At 71.0% G+C, this 17,353-nt stretch carries 17 protein-coding genes; 3 read left to right on the top strand and 14 right to left on the bottom strand.

What is annotated here, in order from left to right:
• Positions 1-5 precede the first annotated feature (5 nt).
• From Q1A98_RS13145 to dxr, 7 genes are all read right to left on the bottom strand, one after another.
• Positions 6-1,553, bottom strand: a complete 1,548-nt coding sequence (locus Q1A98_RS13145; RefSeq protein WP_299574195.1) for a cobyric acid synthase — start codon at positions 1,551-1,553, stop codon at positions 6-8.
• A 5-nt stretch (positions 1,554-1,558) separates the two neighbouring features.
• A complete protein-coding gene (gene map, locus Q1A98_RS13140) occupies positions 1,559-2,422 on the bottom strand; it encodes a type I methionyl aminopeptidase (protein WP_299574192.1) in 864 nt (287 codons plus the stop codon).
• Between the two features lie 63 nt (positions 2,423-2,485).
• On the bottom strand, positions 2,486-4,327 hold the full coding sequence (locus Q1A98_RS13135; RefSeq protein WP_299574189.1) for a penicillin-binding transpeptidase domain-containing protein: 1,842 nt from the start codon (positions 4,325-4,327) through the stop codon (positions 2,486-2,488).
• Between the two features lie 82 nt (positions 4,328-4,409).
• Positions 4,410-5,246, bottom strand: a complete 837-nt coding sequence (locus Q1A98_RS13130; RefSeq protein WP_299574186.1) for a GNAT family N-acetyltransferase — start codon at positions 5,244-5,246, stop codon at positions 4,410-4,412.
• 83 nt (positions 5,247-5,329) lie between these two features.
• Positions 5,330-6,511: a flavodoxin-dependent (E)-4-hydroxy-3-methylbut-2-enyl-diphosphate synthase gene (gene ispG, locus Q1A98_RS13125; RefSeq protein WP_299574184.1), complete on the bottom strand. Its 1,182-nt coding sequence runs from the start codon at positions 6,509-6,511 to the stop codon at positions 5,330-5,332.
• 11 nt (positions 6,512-6,522) lie between these two features.
• Positions 6,523-7,737 (bottom strand): RIP metalloprotease, encoded by a 1,215-nt coding sequence (locus Q1A98_RS13120; protein ID WP_299574181.1) that lies wholly within the window; start codon positions 7,735-7,737, stop codon positions 6,523-6,525.
• Positions 7,738-7,783: 46 nt separating this feature from the next.
• A complete protein-coding gene (gene dxr / locus Q1A98_RS13115; RefSeq protein ID WP_299574178.1) occupies positions 7,784-9,007 on the bottom strand; it encodes a 1-deoxy-D-xylulose-5-phosphate reductoisomerase in 1,224 nt (407 codons plus the stop codon).
• A gap of 91 nt (positions 9,008-9,098) precedes the next feature.
• Between dxr and Q1A98_RS13110 the strand changes: the two genes are divergently transcribed.
• Complete coding sequence (locus Q1A98_RS13110) at positions 9,099-9,392, top strand: DUF2631 domain-containing protein (protein WP_299574176.1); 294 nt, start codon at positions 9,099-9,101, stop codon at positions 9,390-9,392.
• 3 nt (positions 9,393-9,395) lie between these two features.
• On the opposite strand, the gene Q1A98_RS13105 is transcribed toward Q1A98_RS13110, so the two are convergent.
• On the bottom strand, positions 9,396-10,721 hold the full coding sequence (locus Q1A98_RS13105; RefSeq protein WP_299574173.1) for an FAD-dependent oxidoreductase: 1,326 nt from the start codon (positions 10,719-10,721) through the stop codon (positions 9,396-9,398).
• Between the two features lie 3 nt (positions 10,722-10,724).
• Positions 10,725-11,834, bottom strand: coding sequence for a 23S rRNA (adenine(2503)-C(2))-methyltransferase RlmN (rlmN, locus tag Q1A98_RS13100; RefSeq protein ID WP_299574171.1), 1,110 nt, complete (start codon positions 11,832-11,834; stop codon positions 10,725-10,727).
• A gap of 127 nt (positions 11,835-11,961) precedes the next feature.
• Between rlmN and Q1A98_RS13095 the strand changes: the two genes are divergently transcribed.
• The gene (locus tag Q1A98_RS13095) at positions 11,962-12,324 is read left to right on the top strand and encodes a lipopolysaccharide assembly LapA domain-containing protein (RefSeq protein ID WP_299574168.1); all 363 of its coding nucleotides are present in this window, start codon (positions 11,962-11,964) and stop codon (positions 12,322-12,324) included.
• Between the two features lie 41 nt (positions 12,325-12,365).
• On the opposite strand, the gene Q1A98_RS13090 is transcribed toward Q1A98_RS13095, so the two are convergent.
• From Q1A98_RS13090 to rpsB, 5 genes are all read right to left on the bottom strand, one after another.
• Entirely contained in the window at positions 12,366-13,241 is an 876-nt protein-coding gene (locus tag Q1A98_RS13090) for a phosphatidate cytidylyltransferase (protein ID WP_299574165.1), read from the bottom strand.
• Positions 13,242-13,264: 23 nt separating this feature from the next.
• Positions 13,265-13,822, bottom strand: coding sequence for a ribosome recycling factor (gene frr / locus Q1A98_RS13085; protein WP_299574162.1), 558 nt, complete (start codon positions 13,820-13,822; stop codon positions 13,265-13,267).
• Positions 13,823-13,886: 64 nt separating this feature from the next.
• A complete protein-coding gene (pyrH, locus tag Q1A98_RS13080) occupies positions 13,887-14,636 on the bottom strand; it encodes a UMP kinase (protein ID WP_299574160.1) in 750 nt (249 codons plus the stop codon).
• A gap of 151 nt (positions 14,637-14,787) precedes the next feature.
• Complete coding sequence (tsf, locus tag Q1A98_RS13075) at positions 14,788-15,612, bottom strand: translation elongation factor Ts (RefSeq protein ID WP_299574157.1); 825 nt, start codon at positions 15,610-15,612, stop codon at positions 14,788-14,790.
• Between the two features lie 92 nt (positions 15,613-15,704).
• Positions 15,705-16,565: a 30S ribosomal protein S2 gene (rpsB, locus tag Q1A98_RS13070; RefSeq protein ID WP_299574154.1), complete on the bottom strand. Its 861-nt coding sequence runs from the start codon at positions 16,563-16,565 to the stop codon at positions 15,705-15,707.
• Positions 16,566-16,841: 276 nt separating this feature from the next.
• On the opposite strand from rpsB, the gene Q1A98_RS13065 reads away from it, so the two are divergent.
• Positions 16,842-17,342, top strand: coding sequence for a peptidoglycan DD-metalloendopeptidase family protein (locus tag Q1A98_RS13065; protein ID WP_299574152.1), 501 nt, complete (start codon positions 16,842-16,844; stop codon positions 17,340-17,342).
• Positions 17,343-17,353 lie beyond the last annotated feature (11 nt).

The following is a 17,353-nucleotide window of genomic DNA, read 5'->3' as shown; positions in this document are numbered from 1 at the left end:
CGAGCCTACGTCGGTGACGGTCCGACGGTGGTGCGGACCACGGACGCCGTCGCCGGTGGGCCGTCGGTGATGATCGCCTCGACCGCGGCCATGTCGAGGTGTTCGTCCACGGCGTCGGCGAGCCGGTCGAGCTGCGACACCCGCGCCGCCTCGACGTCGGTGTCGGGCGCGACACGGAAGTCGGCGCGCTCCGCCGCCGTCGCGACCTCGACGAGCAGGGCGCGTCGTGCGGCGTCGTTGGCGAGCAGTCCGTGCCAGTGGGTGCCCCACACGGCGTCGCCGACGCTGCCCTCCGGTCCGTGGTCGTCGTCGACGAGCAGCGGTCGGTGGCCGTTGTCGACCACCCGACCGTGGTGGATCTCATAGCCCTGCACCCGGTGGTCGCCCCAGGTGCCGGTCACCGGGCGGACGGTCTTCTCGGCCTCGAACCGCACCGTGAGGTCGAGGATGCCGAGACCGTCGACGACGCGCGCGCCACCCCCGGCCTGTCGGGACTCGACGCCGTCGACGATCGTCTCGCCCAGCATCTGATACCCGCCGCAGATCCCGACGATCGGTCGTCGCGTCCGTGCGCGCTCCCGCAGCGCGTGGTCGAGCCCGCGGGAGCGCAGCCAGGCCAGGTCGTCGACGGTGGCGCGAGTGCCGGGCAACAACGCCAGGTCGGCGGTGGTGACACTGGCGATGTCGTCGACCCACCGGACGTCGACACCCGGCTCGCACGCGAGCGCCTCGAGATCGGTGGAGTTCGACAGCCGGGGCAGGCGGATCGCGGCGACCGACAGGCGGTCGCGGCCCAGCGAGGGCGTCGACGGCCCGACCGGGCGGCCGATCGGCGACGACAGCGAGTCCTCGGCGTCGAGCCACAGGTCGTCGAGATACGGCAGCACACCAAGAGTCGGTCGCCCGGTGCGCTCGGCGAGGGAGTCGAGTCCGGGTTGCAGGATCGATCGCGCGCCGCGGAACTTGTTGACGACGAAACCCGCGACGCGGCGCTGGTCGTCGTCGGAGAGGGCGGCCATCGTGCCGAGGAGATGCGCCAGCACTCCCCCGCGGTCGATGTCACCGACGACGAGCGCGCCGATGTCGGCGGCCTGGGCGAGGCCCATGTTGGCGATGTCGGTGTCGCGCAGGTTGATCTCGGCCACCGAACCGGCGCCCTCACAGACGACGACGTCGAAATCATCACGGAGAGAGGCCAACTCGTCCTGCACGATGTCGGCGAGTGCGGCGCGACGCTCGTGGTAGTCGGCGGCACCGATCCACCCGTCGGGCCGCCCGCGAACGACCACCGCCGACCGTCGGTCACTGCCGGGTTTGAGCAGCACCGGGTTGAACCGGGTCGACGGGGCCAGACCACACGCCTGCGCCTGCATCCCCTGCGCGCGGCCGATCTCGCCGCCGTCGGCGGTGACGACGGAGTTGTTCGACATGTTCTGCGCCTTGAACGGCGCGACCGACACCCCGCGCCGCGCGAACGATCGACACAGGCCGGCGACCACGAGACTCTTGCCCGCGTCGGAGGTGGTGCCGCCGACGAGGATCGCGCCCCGCACCCGCCCTACTCCGACGGCAGGGTGAGGATCTCCGCCCCGTCCTCGGTGACCACGAGCGTGTGCTCGAACTGCGCGGTCCACTTCCGGTCGCCCGTGACGACGGTCCAGCCGTCGTCCCAGATCTCGTACGGCAACCCACCGAGGTTGATCATCGGCTCGATCGTGAAGACCATCCCCGGTTCCAGCACGGTGTCGACGTTGGGCTGGTCGTAGTGCAGCACCACGAGTCCGTTGTGGAACGTCTCCCCGATCCCGTGACCGGTGAAGTCACGGACGACGCTGTAGCCGAAGCGGTTCGCGTAGGACTCGATGACACGGCCGACCACGTTGAGCTCACGCCCCGCGCGGACCGCCTTGATGGCGCGCATGGTCGCGGTGTACGTGCGCTCGACGAGGTCGCGATGCTCCTGGCTCACGTCGCCGGCGAGGAACGTGGCGTTGGTGTCGCCGTGGACCCCGTCGATGTAGGCGGTGACGTCGATGTTGACGATGTCGCCGTCCTGGATGACCGTCGAGTCCGGGATCCCGTGGCAGATCACCTCGTTCAGCGACGTGCAGCACGACTTCGGGAACCCGCGGTAACCCAGGGTCGACGGGTACGCGCCGTGGTCGACCATGTACTCGTGGGCGATCCGGTCGAGCTGATCGGTCGTCACGCCCGGGGCGACGGCCTTGCCGGCCTCGGCGAGCGCGTCGGCGGCGATCCGGCCGGCCACCCGCATCTTCTCGATGGTCTCCGGTGTCTGCACCCAGGGCTCGTGGCCCTCGTTCGCGGTGGGGCGCCAGGCGTACTCGGGGCGCGGGATCGACGACGGGACCGGCAGGGTCGGCGAGATCTCGCCGGGCGCCAGGGCGGTGCGGACGGACATGTCGCCCAGCCTATCGCGCCCGCTCGGCGCCGGTTTTGCGCGCTCGGGAGGTGTGGGCGGGGCTCAGCGGGGGTCGGCGAGGAAGTCCGACGGGAGGTCCTCGAAGAAGTCCCGGGTGACGCCGACGGCGTTGTCGGAGCTGGCGCCGAGCACCACGAGCGTGGCGAAGGCCAGGTCCCCGCGGTAGCCGGCGAACCAGGCGTGCGACCCGCCGGTCACCTCGGCCTCACCGGTCTTGCCGAACACCTCGCCCTGGTCCTTGATCCGGTCGGCGGTGCCGTCGACGACGACCTGCCGCATCATCGGGCGCAACTGCGCGATGACGGCAGGGTCGATCACGGGGTGCGGTCCGCTGACGGTGGTGGCGCGGTCGAGGATCAGCTGCGGGACCGGGGTGGACCCGTGCGCGACCGTCGCCGCGACCATGGCGAGGCCGAACGGGCTGGTGAGCACCTTGCCCTGTCCGAACCCGTCCTCGGTGCGCTGGATCAGGTCCGGCGCGATGGGCACCGAGCCGGAGTCGACGGGGATCCCGGGGATGTCGTAGTCCGGTCCGATGCCCATCTTCGCGGCAGCCGCGGCGAGGTCCGACGGCCCCATCTCGCTGGCGAGCTTGGCGAAGGTGGTGTTGCAGGACTTGGCGAACGCCGTCTGCATGGGCACGGTTCCGAGCGCGAACTCGTCGTAGTTCGGGATGGTGCGTGGGCCGATCGTCACCGTCCCGGGGCACCCGACCATCGTCGACGGCTTCGCCAGTCCCGTCCCGATCGCGGCGGCGGAGGTCACCATCTTGAAGGTCGAGCCGGGCGGGTACTGGCCGATGGTGGCCAGCGGTCCGTTCTTGTCCGCCAACGGGTTCTGCGCGATGGCGAGGATACGTCCGGTCGACGGCTGGACGACGACCATCATCGTCTGGAAGCGCGACGCGGCGTCGACGGCACGCTGCGCGGCGGTCTGCACCTCCCGCGACAGGCTGATCGCCACGGACGGCGCCGGCGCGGGGTCGACCTCGGCGAGGACGCCGGCGGTCGCGCCGTTGGGGTTGAGCGACACCACCCGCCAGCCGGCCTTGCCGTCGAGGTCGGACGCGACCTGCTTCTTGATCTGGGTCATGAGGGCGGGAGCGAAGGTCGGGTCGGTGGGCACGAGGTCGGCCTGGTCGGCGGCGCTCACCCCGGGGATCGCCGCGAGCAGGTCGCTCACCTGGTCGTACTGGTCGCGACGCAGCGTCGACACGGCGTAGACACCCGGTGTCGCGGTGGACTCCTCGGCGATCGCCTGCGGGTCGAGGGTCGGGTCGAACCGGCGGAGGACGTCGGCCAGTTGCGACGCGGAGTCCGCGGCGGAGCCGGTCTGCGCCGCCTGCTGTGCGTCGAGCCCGACGCGGAAGACCGACCCGGGGACGAGGACCGACGACCCGTCGGACTCGTTCACCGACCCGACCGGGGCCTGGATCGTCTGCAGCGCCATGCGTTGCGTCGCGCCGAGATCGGGGTGCAGGTCGGTCGAGGTCCATCGCACGCGCCAGCCGCGGTCCCCGCGGGCCATGTCCAGGCGCGCGTCGTAGGACCAGGTCTGGTCTCGCGGCAGGGCCCACGACCAGCGGACGTCGACGGTGGCGGTGTCCGCGTCGACGCGACTGCGGCCGACCTCGGTCCGCAGGCCCGTCGCCTGCAGTCCGCTCCATGCGGCGTCGAGGTCGGTGCGTGCGGTGTCCGGCGAGTCCGTGCGGCCGGCGGCGTCGTCGAGTTGGCGGGCGGCCACGACGGCCAGGAACGACGACGCCGCGGCGCGCGGCCCGTCGTCGGCCGAACCGCACGCGACGACCACCGGAATCGCGGCGAGGGCTGCCACCAGCACGACGAGAAGTCGTCGTCGCCGGGGTCCGTGTCCTCGTCTGTCCATCGCGAGAGCGATGCTAGGGCGCCCGCGGCGGCGTACACGGGTGCCACGCAGGGCGGTGACCTGTGAAATGGATGAGAGCAGGTCAGTCGACGAGGATCGTCGCGAAAGTGCCGACCTCGGCGAGACCCACACGCTGGTAGACCTGCCGGGCGGGCGAGTTGAAGTCGTTGACGTACAGGCTCGACACCCGGCCCTGCGCCGCGATCGCAGCGACGACCGCGGCGGTCCCTGCGGCACCGAGCCCGCGACCGCGCTTGTGCTCGGCGACCCACACGCCTTGGATCTGCCCGACCCGCGACGACATCGACCCGATCTCCGCCTTGAACACCACCTCGCCGTCCTCGAACCGGGCGAACGCCCGGCCCGCGGAGATGAGGGCGGCGATCCGGCGACGGTACGACCGGCCGCCGTCCCCGGCACACGGGTCGACGCCGACCTCTCCGCGGAACATCTCGACCGCGGCGGGCAGGTAGGCGTCGATCTCGGCGAGGCGTACCCGGCGCACGCGGGGATCCGGGGCGATCGAAGGAGGGCCCGACATCGCCAGCAGCGGTTGGTGCCGGCGGATCTCACGCGCCGGCCCCCAATGCTCCTGGGCGTGCTCCCAGAACGGCATCACGTACTCGGCGCGGCCGACGATGGACGAACAGTGCCGGGGTGAGCGCGTCGCACGCGCCGCGAAACCCGCGATGTCGGCGGCCTCGCCCAGCAACGGGATGAGGTTGGCGCCGGAGAAACACAGTGAGGTCTCGGGGTCGCCCGCGGTCCACAGTTCGCCGCCGAGCATCCGGGGCGCGACCCCGTGTTCCTCGACGCGGGCGGCGACCATACACATCGCCACCGGGTCCGTCTCGAGGGCGCGGGAGACAGCCTGCGCGTCACGCGCATTCAGTGGCTTGTCGCCCACGAGCTTCAGCACCGTCACTCCTGCCCGGGGTTCGGCGGGACCGTCCTCACCGGACGGCGGGGCGGGAACGGGACCCGGCGATCCGCTGCCGACGCCTATCCGATGCTGACGACCGGCGACCCGCTGGTGGTCCCTTCGCCAGTGTCCCCTGTTTCCTCCGCGATGCGAAGCGCTTCCTCGATCAGGGTCTCGACGATCTGTGCCTCGGGCACGGTCTTGATGACCTCACCCTTGACGAAGATCTGCCCCTTGCCGTTGCCGGAGGCGACGCCGAGGTCGGCGTCTCGGGCCTCGCCGGGGCCGTTCACGACGCATCCCATGACCGCCACGCGCAGCGGCACGTCCATCCCCTCGAGCCCGGCGGTGACCTGATCGGCGAGCGAGTAGACGTCCACCTGGGCGCGACCGCACGACGGGCACGAGACGATCTCGAGCTTGCGGGGGCGCAGGTTCAGCGACTGCAGGATCTGGTCGCCGACCTTCACCTCCTCGGCCGGCGGCGCCGACAGGGACACGCGGATGGTGTCCCCGATGCCGTCGGCCAGCAGCGACCCGAACGCCACGGCGGACTTGATCGTGCCCTGGAAGGCCGGGCCGGCCTCGGTGACGCCGAGGTGCAGTGGGTAGTCGCTCTGGGCCGCCAGCTGCCGGTAGGCCTCGACCATGATGACGGGGTCGTTGTGCTTCACCGAGATCTTGATGTCGCCGTACCCGTGCTCCTCGAAGAGGCTCGCCTCCCACAGCGCCGACTCGACGAGCGCCTCGGGGGTCGCACGGCCGTACTTGGCGAGCAGTCGCGGGTCGAGGGATCCGGCGTTCACGCCGATCCGGATCGGGATGCCCGCGTCCTTCGCCGCCAGCGCCACGTCCTTCACCCGGCCGTCGAACTCCTTGATGTTGCCGGGGTTCACACGCACCGCGGCGCACCCGGCCTCGATCGCCGCGAAGATGTACCGCGGCTGGAAGTGGATGTCGGCGATGACCGGGATCTGACTCTTCTTCGCGATCGTCGCGAGGGCGTCGGCATCCTCCTGACGAGGGCAGGCGACGCGGACGATGTCACAACCCGAGGCGGTGAGCTGCGCGATCTGCTGCAGCGTCGCGTTGATGTCGTGCGTCTTGGTGGTCGTCATCGACTGCACCGAGATGGGGTGGTCGCTGCCGACCCCGACCGACCCGACCATGATCTGGCGGGTCTTCCGTCGCGGGGCGAGGACAGGCGGGGGCGGTGCGGGCATCCCGAGACCGACCGGGACAGCGGAGGATTCGGAACTCATCTGGTCACCTTCTAGAAGACTTTCAGGGGGTTGACGATGTCGGCGGTGAGGGTGAGCACCATGTAGCACCCCATCACTGCGAGCACCGCATACGTGGCGGGCATGAGCTTGAGGTAGTCGACGGGCCCGGCGCGTGACAGGCCGAGTCGACGCCGGATCGCGTTGCGCAGCTTCTCGTATCCCACGATGGCCATGTGGCCGCCGTCGAGCGGGAGCAGCGGCACCAGGTTGAACAGGCCGAGGAAGAAGTTGATGCTCACCAGCAGCAGGACCAACGACTGCCACTGCCCGGCCTCCGCGGCGTCGCCGCCGAGCACGGTGGCGCCGTAGACGCTGACCGGGGTGTCGAGAGCGCGCTCGCCTCCGGTCACCGCCGTCCACAGGGCGCCGACCTTCTGCGGCAACGAGATCAACGCGTCCCAGGTGGCGTGGGCGAGTTGGCCGGTGAAGACCACCGCGCCGGGCACGGCACCCGCGAGCGTGAAGTCCTTGTGGTTCTGCTGCGGATACGCGATGCCGATCTGGCGGAACGTCAGGGGCTGGTCGAGTCCGGTGCCCTTGCCGGGCTCGTAGGTGACCGTCTGCGGCGTCACCTGGACGGAGCGCACCACACCGTCACGACGCACCTGCAGGTCCAACGGACCTGTCGAGTAGCGCACCAGCGGCGTCATCTGAGCGGCCGTCGTGACGTTCGCGCCGTTGACCGACACGATCTGGTCACCCGGGAGGAGTCCCGCGGAGGCCGCGGGGCCGGTGCCGGTGCACGGGGCGCTGGTCCCGTCGCCGGCGACGGTGGGGGCGACACACGACGTCTCGGCGACCTTCGCGGGCGCGGGCGGCGGGTTCAGGTTCGGCAGCCCCCACCCGACGGCGAGGATCACGATGAGCACGAAGCCCAGGATGAAGTTCTGCGCCGGCCCGGCGACCAGCACCACCAGCCGCTTCCACGCCTTCTGCCGGAACATGGCGCGGTCGGCGTGTTCAGGGGCGATCTCGTCGTAGGTGGTCATGCCGGCGATGTCGCAGAACCCGCCGAGCGGGATCGCCTTCACGCCGTACTCGGTACCGTTCCGACGGGTCGACCACAGTGTGGGACCAAACCCGATGAAGTACCGCCGCACGACCATCCCGGTGCGCTGCGCGGCCCACATGTGTCCGCACTCGTGCCACGCGATGGACAACAGCAGCCCCAGCGCGAACACGATCACGCCGATGACGAAGCCCACCTGCCCGTGCCCTCCTCGTCTCGATGTGCCGCCGTGTGCGGCGTGGTCAGCGTGACGACGCTGCCACCAGGTCCTCCGCGCTGCGACGCGCCCAGGCGTCGGCGGCGAGGACGTCGTCCACGGTACCCGGTTCGCGTGACCACTCGTCGGCGCGATCGAGCACGTCGGACACGATGCCGACGATCCGTGGGAAGGCGATCGCGCCGTCGAGGAACGCCTGCGCGGCCACCTCGTTCGCCGCGTTGAACACGCAGGTCAGCGACCCTCCGCGGGTACCGGCGGCACGCGCGACGTCGATCGCCGGGAACACGGCGGAGTCCACCGGCTCGAAGGTCCACTGCGCGGCGAGGGAGAAGTCACACGCCGTCGACGACCCCGGGACGCGATCGGGCCAGCCGAGGGCCAGCGCGATGGGGAGTTTCATCGACGGTGGCGACGCCTTGGCGATGGTCGCGCCGTCGACGAAGGTGACCATCGAGTGGACGATCGACTGCGGATGGACGGTCACGTCGATGCGGTCGTAGGGGACGCCGAACAGCAGGTGCGCCTCGATGACCTCGAGCGCCTTGTTCACCAGCGTCGCCGAGTTCAGCGTGATCATCGGGCCCATCGACCAGGTCGGGTGCTTGCCCGCCTGTTCCGGGGTCACCGTCGCGACGTCGTCGGCACCCCATCCGCGGAAGGGCCCACCGGACGCGGTGAGCACCAGCCGGTCCACCTCGTCGGCGGAGCCGCCCCGCAGACACTGCGCGATGGCCGAGTGCTCGGAGTCGACCGGGACGATCTGCCCGGGCGAGGCCGCCGCGAGCACCAGCGATCCCCCGGCGACGAGGGACTCCTTGTTGGCCAGGGCGAGCCGGGCGCCGGTCGCGAGCGCCGCCAGCGTCGGACGCAGTCCCCGCGACCCGACGACGCCGTTGAGCACGACGTCGGCGTCGACCGACCCGACGAGGTCGACGAGCGCGTCCTCACCGGAGCGCACCGGGCCCGCGGCCAGCGGACCGTCGGCGAGCAGGTCGTCGAGTCGTCGGGCCGCGCCGGGGTCGGCGATGGCGACCCGGTCCGACGCCACACCCGCGGCCGCCATCTGGTCGGCCACCGCCCCCGGGTCGGCACCGCCGGCGGCCAGCGCGACGACCTCGAAGCGGTCCGGGTGCTCGGCCACCACCTCGAGTGCCTGCACCCCGATCGACCCGGTCGACCCGAGGATCACCACCCGGGTGCGGGTGTCGGGATCCTGCTGCGGCGCGGGGCGCGGGGGTGATGCCACGACGGTCATTGTGCCCCCCGATATGCTGGTCGCTACTACACGCCATCGTTGACGCCGCGCCCCGTGCCGGTGCGCCCAGCCAGGAGGATCCGTGGCCGACACCGAGATCGCCCAGACCGAGAAGCACTCGCACGAGCTGGAGGTCGTCGACACCGGCTGGCGGCGGGAACCGACCGACGCCCCCTCGGCCCGCTTCGGATGGCACGGCGAGTCGAAGACGGCGATGCGGGTCGGCGGCTGGATCTCCGGTCTCGCCCTGCTCGCCATGATCATCGGCAACCACAAGGGTCACGTCGAGGACATCTGGCTCATCGCGATCACCGCCGTGATGTGGTTCATCCTCATCCGCGACCTGGTGCTGTCGCGCGGCAAGTGGAAGAACTGACCCTCAACTCCTGAGCGCGGCCAGCACCTCCCGCGCGGCCCGCTCCCCGGCCTCGATCGCACCCTCGATGTAGCCGGGGTGCTCGGCGGCCGTCTCCGTGGCCGCGAGGTGCACGCGACCGATCGGGTCCGCGTCCAGCGGCAGGTCGGCGCCCGAGCCCAGGACCGGCACCGCGCTGTATCCCCCACCCACGGTCGGGTCGGTGTGCCACGACTTCTCGTGCCAGTCGGCCGGGTCGACGACCTCAGGTCCGAGGACGGTTGCCAGGCGCCCCAGCAGCAGGTCCCGCCGACCGGACGGTGACATCGCATCGAGGGCGCGGGCCTCCGGCCCGCCGACCAGCAGACACAGGTGGCCCGGGCCCTCCGGTGTCGAGGTGTCGTACACGGCGCACCCCGGCCGGTCGAGGACCAGCACCTCCCCCGACGCCTGCCTCCGCCAGAACGGGGTCGGGTACACCGCGATCGCCTTGTAGACGGCTCCCATCTCCGTGCCGTCGGCCACCGCTCGCCAGGCGGTCGGCATCGCGGGTCGGTGTGCGATGCGCGCGGCGACCGGCGGCGGGACCGCGACGACCACGTGTCGAGCCCTCAGCACATCACCGCCGACGTCGACGGTGACGCCGTCGTCGTCACGGTGCAGGGCGGTGACCGCGGCACCCAACCGCACCGCCGTGTCGAGTTCGGTGGTGATGGCGTCGACGAGTGCACGCGTCCCGTCGACGAGCAGTTCCTCCTGTGCTCCACCGGTGGTGGCGAGCATCGTCCGCAGGCCACCCTGCCCCGCGATCAGCTGAGCCCCCGTGGCCACCGACATCCGCCGCAGGTCGGCGGTCCACGCCACGAGGGCTGTCACCTCGAGCAGCCGACGGGTGCGGCCGGGCACCCTCGCGAGCAGGTCGTGCACCGTGGTTTCCGACCATCGCGGGGTCGGGCGACGTCGACGGGCGATCTCCGCCGCCCCCATCAGCAGCACCGCGAGGATCGTCGTGGGTGCGGCGGCGGACCGTCGCCGACCGTCCGCGACGATCGCGGGGACGGCGCCGGTGCGCATGGTGAACCGTCGGGCGCCGACGGCGTCGGCGAGCGCGCGCAGTCGGTGGTGGTCGTGACCGATCCACTGACCGCCGAGGTCGACGGCCGACCCCAGCGTCGTCGTGACCGTCAGCGTCCGCCCTCCGCAGCGGTCGGACGCCTCGAGCACCACCACGTCGACACCGGCCCGGTACAGGTCGCGCGCGGCGATCAGCCCGGAGAACCCCGCGCCCACGACGACGACGTCGCGCACGCGCGGGACGACGCCGTGCGCGCGCGGATCGGCGGGCGGCACGGGTCAGCCCTCGGCGGCGAGCTGCCCGCAGGCGGCGGCGATCTCCTGTCCGCGGGTGTCCCGGACCGTGCAGGCGACGCCACCGTCGTTGACGCGGCGGACGAACTCGCGCTCGACGGCTTTCGGCGCCGCATCCCACTCGCTGCCCGGGGTGGGGTTCAGCGGGATCACGTTGACGTGCGCGAGGTGGCCCAGGTGCTGGCGGAGCCGCTTGGCGAGCAGATCCGCCCGCCACGGCTGGTCGTTGACGTCGCGGATGAGGGCGTACTCGATCGACACCCGGCGCCCGGAGACGTCCGCGTAGTAGCGGGCCGCCGAGAGGACCTCCTCGACCGACCAGCGGTTGTTCACCGGGACGAGGGTGTCGCGGAGCTCGTCGTCGGGGGTGTGCAGGGACACGGCCAGCCGGACCTGCATCTTCTCGTCGGCGAGCCGGCGGATGGCGGGGGCGAGACCGACGGTGGACACCGTCACCGACCGCTGGGAGATGCCGAGACCCTCCGGCGCGGGCGCGGTGATGCGGTGGACCGCGTCGCGCACACGGGCGTAGTTCGCCAGCGGCTCGCCCATGCCCATGAAGACCACGTTCGACAGCCGGCGGGCACCGGCGAGCTCGCCGTCCGCCACGGCGCGGGCCGCGGCGCGCACCTGGTCGACGATCTCGGCCGTGGACAGGTTGCGGTCGAGACCACCCTGACCGGTCGCGCAGAACGGACACGCCATACCGCAGCCGGCCTGGCTCGACACACACACCGTGGTGCGGTCGGAATAGCCCATGAGGACCGACTCGAGCATCGTCCCGTCGTGCAGCCGCCACAGCGTCTTGCGGGTGGTGCCGTCGTCACAGGCGATGTGGCGGACCGTCGTCATGAGGGTCGGGAACAGCGACTGCGCCACGGTGTCCCGGACGCCGGCCGGGAGGTCGGTCATCTCCGCGGGGTCGGCGCACAACCGTCCGTAGTACTGCCGCGCGAGTTGGTCGGCGCGGAAACCGGGCAGTCCCAACTCCTCCACCGCCGCACGCCGACCCGCACGGTCGAGGTCGGCCAGGTGTCGGGGCGGCCGTCCACGCTTCGGCGCGTCGAACACCAGGGGCAGGACAGGACCGGACACGTCCACAACGGTCCCGCACCCACGCCCGGAAATCCAATCGTCACCTCCCCAGGCGCCGGTCACGATCTCGGCACTGTCCCGGCGCGACGGCGCTCCCTGCGGCCGGACGCGGGGGATGATGTCTGCCATGACGAACCCGAAGTCCTCCGCCTCGGAGCCCGAACCGCTCTCCTCGACCGACGGTCCCCCACCACCCCACGGCGACACGGGCAAGCACGGCGACCCCGTGAAAGACGCACTCGCCGAGGTGCGGCACACCCGGACGAAGTCGGCGTGGGTCGGCATCATCGTCGGGGCGATCGTGCTGATCCTGCTGCTCGTGTTCATCGTGCAGAACCTCGACAAGCAGGAGATCCAGCTCTTCTTCTGGCAGGTGAACCTGCCGCAGGGTGTGAGCCTGCTCATCGCGGCGATCGCCGGGGCTCTGATCACCGCCGTCGTCGGCGGTGCGCGGATGTTCCAGGTGCGCCGCGCGGTCCGCAAGGTCTGACGCCCCGGGCCGCCCCGCGCGGGACCCCTCGCCGGGGCGGCCTACAGCAGGGCGCTCAGCACCGCCCACACGACGAAGGCGCACGGCAGGATCGAGTCGAGACGGTCCATGATGCCGCCGTGTCCGGGCAGCAGGGTGCCCATGTCCTTGATGCCCAGGTCGCGTTTGACCTGGGACTCGACGAGGTCACCGAGGGTCGCGCAGATCACCAGCACCGGTCCGAGCGCGAGCCCGATCCACCAGTGCGCGTCCAGCAGGAACGCGGCGAGCAGCACCGACCCCACGGTGCCGAAGACGAGGGATCCGACCATCCCCTCCCACGACTTCTTCGGGCTGATCGCGGGGACCATCGGGTGCCGACCGACCAGCACTCCGGCGGTGTAGCCGCCGACGTCGGAGCAGACCACCACGATCATCAGGGTGAGGACGCGGGCCCACCCGTGGTCCTGGGTGACCATCACGATCGCGAACGAGGCGAACAGCGGCAGCCACGCGAGCACGAGAACGGTGACCGCGAGGTCACGGAGGTAGTTCTCCGGTGCCCGGGTCCGTCCGCCGCTCAGCAGCTTCCACACCATCGCGACCAGGACGGTGGCCACGAACGCGACGAGCGCGCCGGTGGGGCCCCAGGGCCAGGCCGACCACATGATCGCCTGCCCACCGACCAGCAGCGGCACGAGGCCGACGTCGTATCCGCCGTCCCGGACCCGCTTGACGACCTCCCAGGTCGCGACGGCCAGCGAGACCGCGACGACCGGGATCCACACCAGCGGGACGAAGACGAGAACCAGGATGACGCCGACGCCCAACGACCCGCCGACGGCGAAGGCCGCCGGCAGGTTGCGCCCCGCGCGCGACGTCTTCGGGGCGGGCTCCTCACCCGCCGCCGACGTCTGCTGCGCCGCCTTCTCGGTCATCCTCACGCCCTCGCCGCCGGTGCTCACACCTCCAGCAGTTCGTTCTCTTTGTTCTTGACGAGATCGTCGACCTGCGCGACGTACCCGGCCGTCGTCTTGTCGAGGTCCTTCTCCGCGCGGTTCACCTCGTCCTCGCCGGCCTCGCCGTCCTTCTGGATCCGCTTCAGCTCGTCGAGGGCCTTGCGCCGCACGTTGCGGATGGAGATCTTGGCGTCCTCACCCTTGGACTTGACCTGCTTGACCAGCTCCCGCCGGCGCTCCTCGGTCAGCTGCGGGACGGCCACGCGGATGATCGAGCCGTCGTTGGTGGGGTTCACGCCGAGGTCGGAGTTGCGGATGGCCGTCTCGATCGCACCGAGCGACGACGCCTCGTACGGCTTGATGACGACGAGGCGCGCCTCGGGGGTGTTGATCGACGACAGCTGCGTGATCGGCGTGATGGCGCCGTAGTAGTCGATGACGATCCGGTTGAACATCGACGGGTTCGCTCGCCCCGTCCGCACCGACCCCATGTCGTCACGGGCGACGCCGACGGCCTTCTCCATCTTCTCCTCGGCGTCGAAGAGTGCTTCGTCGATCATGGTCTCGCCCCTCGTCGTCGGTCGTCGATGGTGTCGGTCGTGCGGTCACGTGCGGACACGACCGTCACATGACCAGTGTCCCGATCTTCTCACCCGCCACCGCGCGGGCGATGTTGCCCTCCTGCAGCAGGTTGAAGACCAGCATCGGCATCTTGTTGTCCATGCAGAGGCTGAACGCGGTCGAGTCGGCCACGGCGAGCCCCTTCTCGATGACCTCGCGATGGCTGATCTCGCTGTAGAGCGTGGCGTCGGGATCGGTGCGGGGGTCGGCGCTGTAGACGCCGTCGACGGCCTTGGCCATCAACACCACCTCGGCCTTGATCTCGAGCGCACGCTGCGCGGCGGTGGTGTCGGTGGAGAAGTAGGGCATGCCCATCCCGGCGCCGAAGATGACGACACGCCCCTTCTCCAGGTGCCGCTGCGCGCGCAGCGGGATGTAGGGCTCGGCGACCTGGCCCATCGTGATGGCGGTCTGCACGCGCGTGACGATCCCCTGCTTCTCCAGGAAGTCCTGCAGCGCAAGGCTGTTCATGACGGTGCCGAGCATGCCCATGTAGTCCGACCGGGACCGTTCGAGGCCCCGCTGCTGCAGTTCGGCGCCGCGGAAGAAGTTTCCGCCGCCGATGACGACCGCCACCTGAACGCCGGTGCGCACGACCTCGGCGATCTGCGCGGCGACCGTGGACACCACGTCGGGGTCGAGGCCGACCTTCCCACCCCCGAACATCTCGCCGCCGAGCTTGAGCACCACGCGAGAGAAACCCGGTCGCGCGGTGGGTGCCGTGTCGGCTGTCGGGGCAGAACCGTCGGTCACTCGCCGCTCCTCACGATGTCGGTGTGCTCGGCGACGGGCCGGGTGGTCGCCGGGGACAATCCTATGTGGTGACATGCGCCCGCCATGCCCCGCACGCGAACGGACCCCGGGACCGTGGTGGTCCCGGGGTCCGTGCGTCAGGTGTCGCGGGTCAGGCCTGTCCGACCTCGAAGCGCTCGAAGCGGGTGATGGTGACACCGGCCTCGTCGAGCAGCGCCTTGACGGTCTTCTTCGAGTCCTGCACCGACGGCTGGTCGATCAGCACGACGTCCTTGTAGAAGCCGTTGACGCGACCCTCGACGATCTTGGGCAGCGCCTGCTCGGGCTTGCCCTCCTCGCGGGCGGTCTGCTCGGCGATGCGCCGCTCGTTCTCGACGACGTCGGCGGGCACCTCCTCGCGCGTCGCGTACTTCGCCTTGAGCGCGGCGACCTGCATCGCGGCGCCCCGGGCGGCCTCGGCGGCCTCGGGGCCGTCGCCGGTGTACTCGACGAGCACGCCGACGGCCGGCGGCAGGTCCGAGGCACGCTTGTGCAGGTAGCTCGCGACGTTGCCGTCGTAGGACACGACGCGACGCAGCTCGAGCTTCTCGCCGATCTTCGCCGACAGCGCGGCGACGGCGTCGGCGACGGTCTGGCCGTCGACCTGCGCGGAGGACAACGAGTCGAGGTCGGTCGCCTTCGACGCCACGGCGGCGTCGACGACCTTGTCGGCGAGCTCCTGGAACTCGGCGTTCTTCGCGACGAAGTCGGTCTCGCTGTTGATCTCGACCATGACGCCGTCACGTGCGGCGACGAGACCCTCGGCGGTGGACCGCTCGGCACGCTTGCCGACGTCCTTGGCGCCCTTGATGCGCAGTTCCTCGACCGCCTTGTCGAAGTCACCGTCGTTGTTGGCCAGGGCGTTCTTGCAGTCCATCATCCCCGAGCCGGTCAGCTCACGGAGCCGCTTGACGTCGGCGGCGGTGTAGTTCGCCATCGGTGGCGAGCCTCCTTCTCGTGTGACGGGGACCGCCCCACCGAATGTCTTCGGTGGGGCGGGCACCGTGGTGGTGTCGGTGTGTCGAGCTGTCAGGCCTGCGCGGTCGGCGCCTCGGCGGCGGGGGCCTCCGCGGGAGCCGCGATCGCCTCGGCAGCGGCGGCGTCGGTCGGGGCCGACGCCTGGGTCAGCAACTCCTGCTCCCACTCGGCGAGGGGCTCACCGGCTCCGGCCTCGGGCTTGGCGTCGGCGTTCGCCGACTGGCCGGCCCGGGCCTGGACACCCTCGGCGACGGCCGAGGCGACCACGCGGGTCAGCAGGGCCGCGCTGCGGATCGCGTCGTCGTTGCCCGGGATCGGGTAGTCGACGAGGTCGGGATCGCAGTTGGTGTCGAGGATGGCGATGACCGGGATGTTGAGCTTGCGCGCCTCGCCGACGGCGATGTGCTCCTTGTTCGTGTCCACCACCCAGATGGCCGACGGCACCTTGCCCATGTCGCGGATGCCGCCGAGGGTGCGGTCCAGCTTGGTCATCTCACGCGTCAGCATGAGGATTTCCTTCTTGGTGCGACCCTCGAACCCACCGGTCTGCTCCATGGTCTCGAGCTCCTTGAGGCGCTGGAGACGCTTGTGGACGGTGGAGAAGTTGGTCAGCATGCCGCCGAGCCAGCGCTGGTTGACGTAGGGCATGCCCACGCGCGTCGCCTCGCTGGCGATGGACTCCTGGGCCTGCTTCTTGGTGCCGACGAACAGGATGGTGCCGCCGTGGGCGACCGTCTCCTTGACGAACTCGTAGGCGCGATCGATGTAGGTCAGCGTCTGCTGCAGATCGATGATGTAGATGCCGTTGCGGTCGGTGAAGATGAACCGCTTCATCTTCGGGTTCCACCGTCGTGTCTGGTGGCCGAAGTGGGCGCCGCTGTCCAGCAGCTGCTTCATTGTGACGACAGCCATGTCGTGTCTTCTCTCGTGTGCAGTTGGTCGTCGGACGCGGGATGCGGCCGACCCTGACGCCCGGGCCGGTCAGAACCCGGTTCCGCGTGGGATCCGGGACCGCCTGGCCGGTGGAGTCGGGAGCGCGAGCCTGCGAAGGTGCGCAACCGGTGTCCGGGCGTGCGAAGTCACCCCGCCCGGGGGCAGAGTGCATCGGCCAGTGTAGTCACGCCCGGCCCGGCCGACGAAATCCGTACGGAACCGTCCGGGCGGCACCTGCGTCCCATGGAGGTGGGGATGTCGGTGGCGGTGCGGGTGGCCGTGGTCGCGGTGGTGGTGTCGGTGGTGGTGGGCGGCGACGCGCACGCGCGGATCCCCGGTGGGTACGGCTGGCCCCTGCTCCCCCGGCCGGAGGTGGTCCGCGGCTTCGACCCACCGGCCCAGCGATGGCTGGCCGGGCACCGCGGGGTCGACCTCGTCGGGGCGGGCGCGGTGCTGGCCGCGGGGGCGGGGACCGTCCGCTTCGCCGGTGCCGTCGCGGACAGGCAGGTCGTCTCGATCCTGCACGCCGACGGCATCGTCACCACCTACGAACCGGTCGAGCCGACGGTCACCGCGGGCGCGGTGGTCGCACGGGGGTCACCGATCGGGATCCTGGCGCCCGGCCACGCGGGCTGCGCGGCGACGTGTCTGCACTGGGGTGCGCGGCGTGGGACCGGCCGATCGGCGACCTACCTCGACCCACGGGCTCTGGTCGGCGCCGTCCGGGTCCGGCTGCTGCCGACGGATGGCAGTTGACGCGCTCCGCG

The organism is uncultured Williamsia sp. (genome assembly GCF_947494875.1).
Taxonomy (GTDB): Bacteria; Actinomycetota; Actinomycetes; order Mycobacteriales; family Mycobacteriaceae; genus Williamsia_A.
The sequence above is the reverse complement of the archived record's forward strand: the minus strand, read 5'-3'. Positions and strand labels throughout refer to the sequence as shown.

What these genes read in the sequence shown, in the direction of transcription:
- Q1A98_RS13095 (WP_299574168.1), top strand. Translation starts at nt 11,962, where the DNA reads ATGACGAACCCGAAGTCCTCCGCCTCGGAGCCCGAACCGCTCTCCTCG.
- tsf (WP_299574157.1), bottom strand. Translation starts at nt 15,612, where the DNA reads ATGGCGAACTACACCGCCGCCGACGTCAAGCGGCTCCGTGAGCTGACC.
- Q1A98_RS13065 (WP_299574152.1), top strand. Translation starts at nt 16,842, where the DNA reads ATGTCGGTGGCGGTGCGGGTGGCCGTGGTCGCGGTGGTGGTGTCGGTG.
- Q1A98_RS13090 (WP_299574165.1), bottom strand. Translation starts at nt 13,241, where the DNA reads ATGACCGAGAAGGCGGCGCAGCAGACGTCGGCGGCGGGTGAGGAGCCC.
- Q1A98_RS13135 (WP_299574189.1), bottom strand. Translation starts at nt 4,327, where the DNA reads ATGGACAGACGAGGACACGGACCCCGGCGACGACGACTTCTCGTCGTG.
- map (WP_299574192.1), bottom strand. Translation starts at nt 2,422, where the DNA reads ATGTCCGTCCGCACCGCCCTGGCGCCCGGCGAGATCTCGCCGACCCTG.
- ispG (WP_299574184.1), bottom strand. Translation starts at nt 6,511, where the DNA reads ATGAGTTCCGAATCCTCCGCTGTCCCGGTCGGTCTCGGGATGCCCGCA.
- rpsB (WP_299574154.1), bottom strand. Translation starts at nt 16,565, where the DNA reads ATGGCTGTCGTCACAATGAAGCAGCTGCTGGACAGCGGCGCCCACTTC.
- frr (WP_299574162.1), bottom strand. Translation starts at nt 13,822, where the DNA reads ATGATCGACGAAGCACTCTTCGACGCCGAGGAGAAGATGGAGAAGGCC.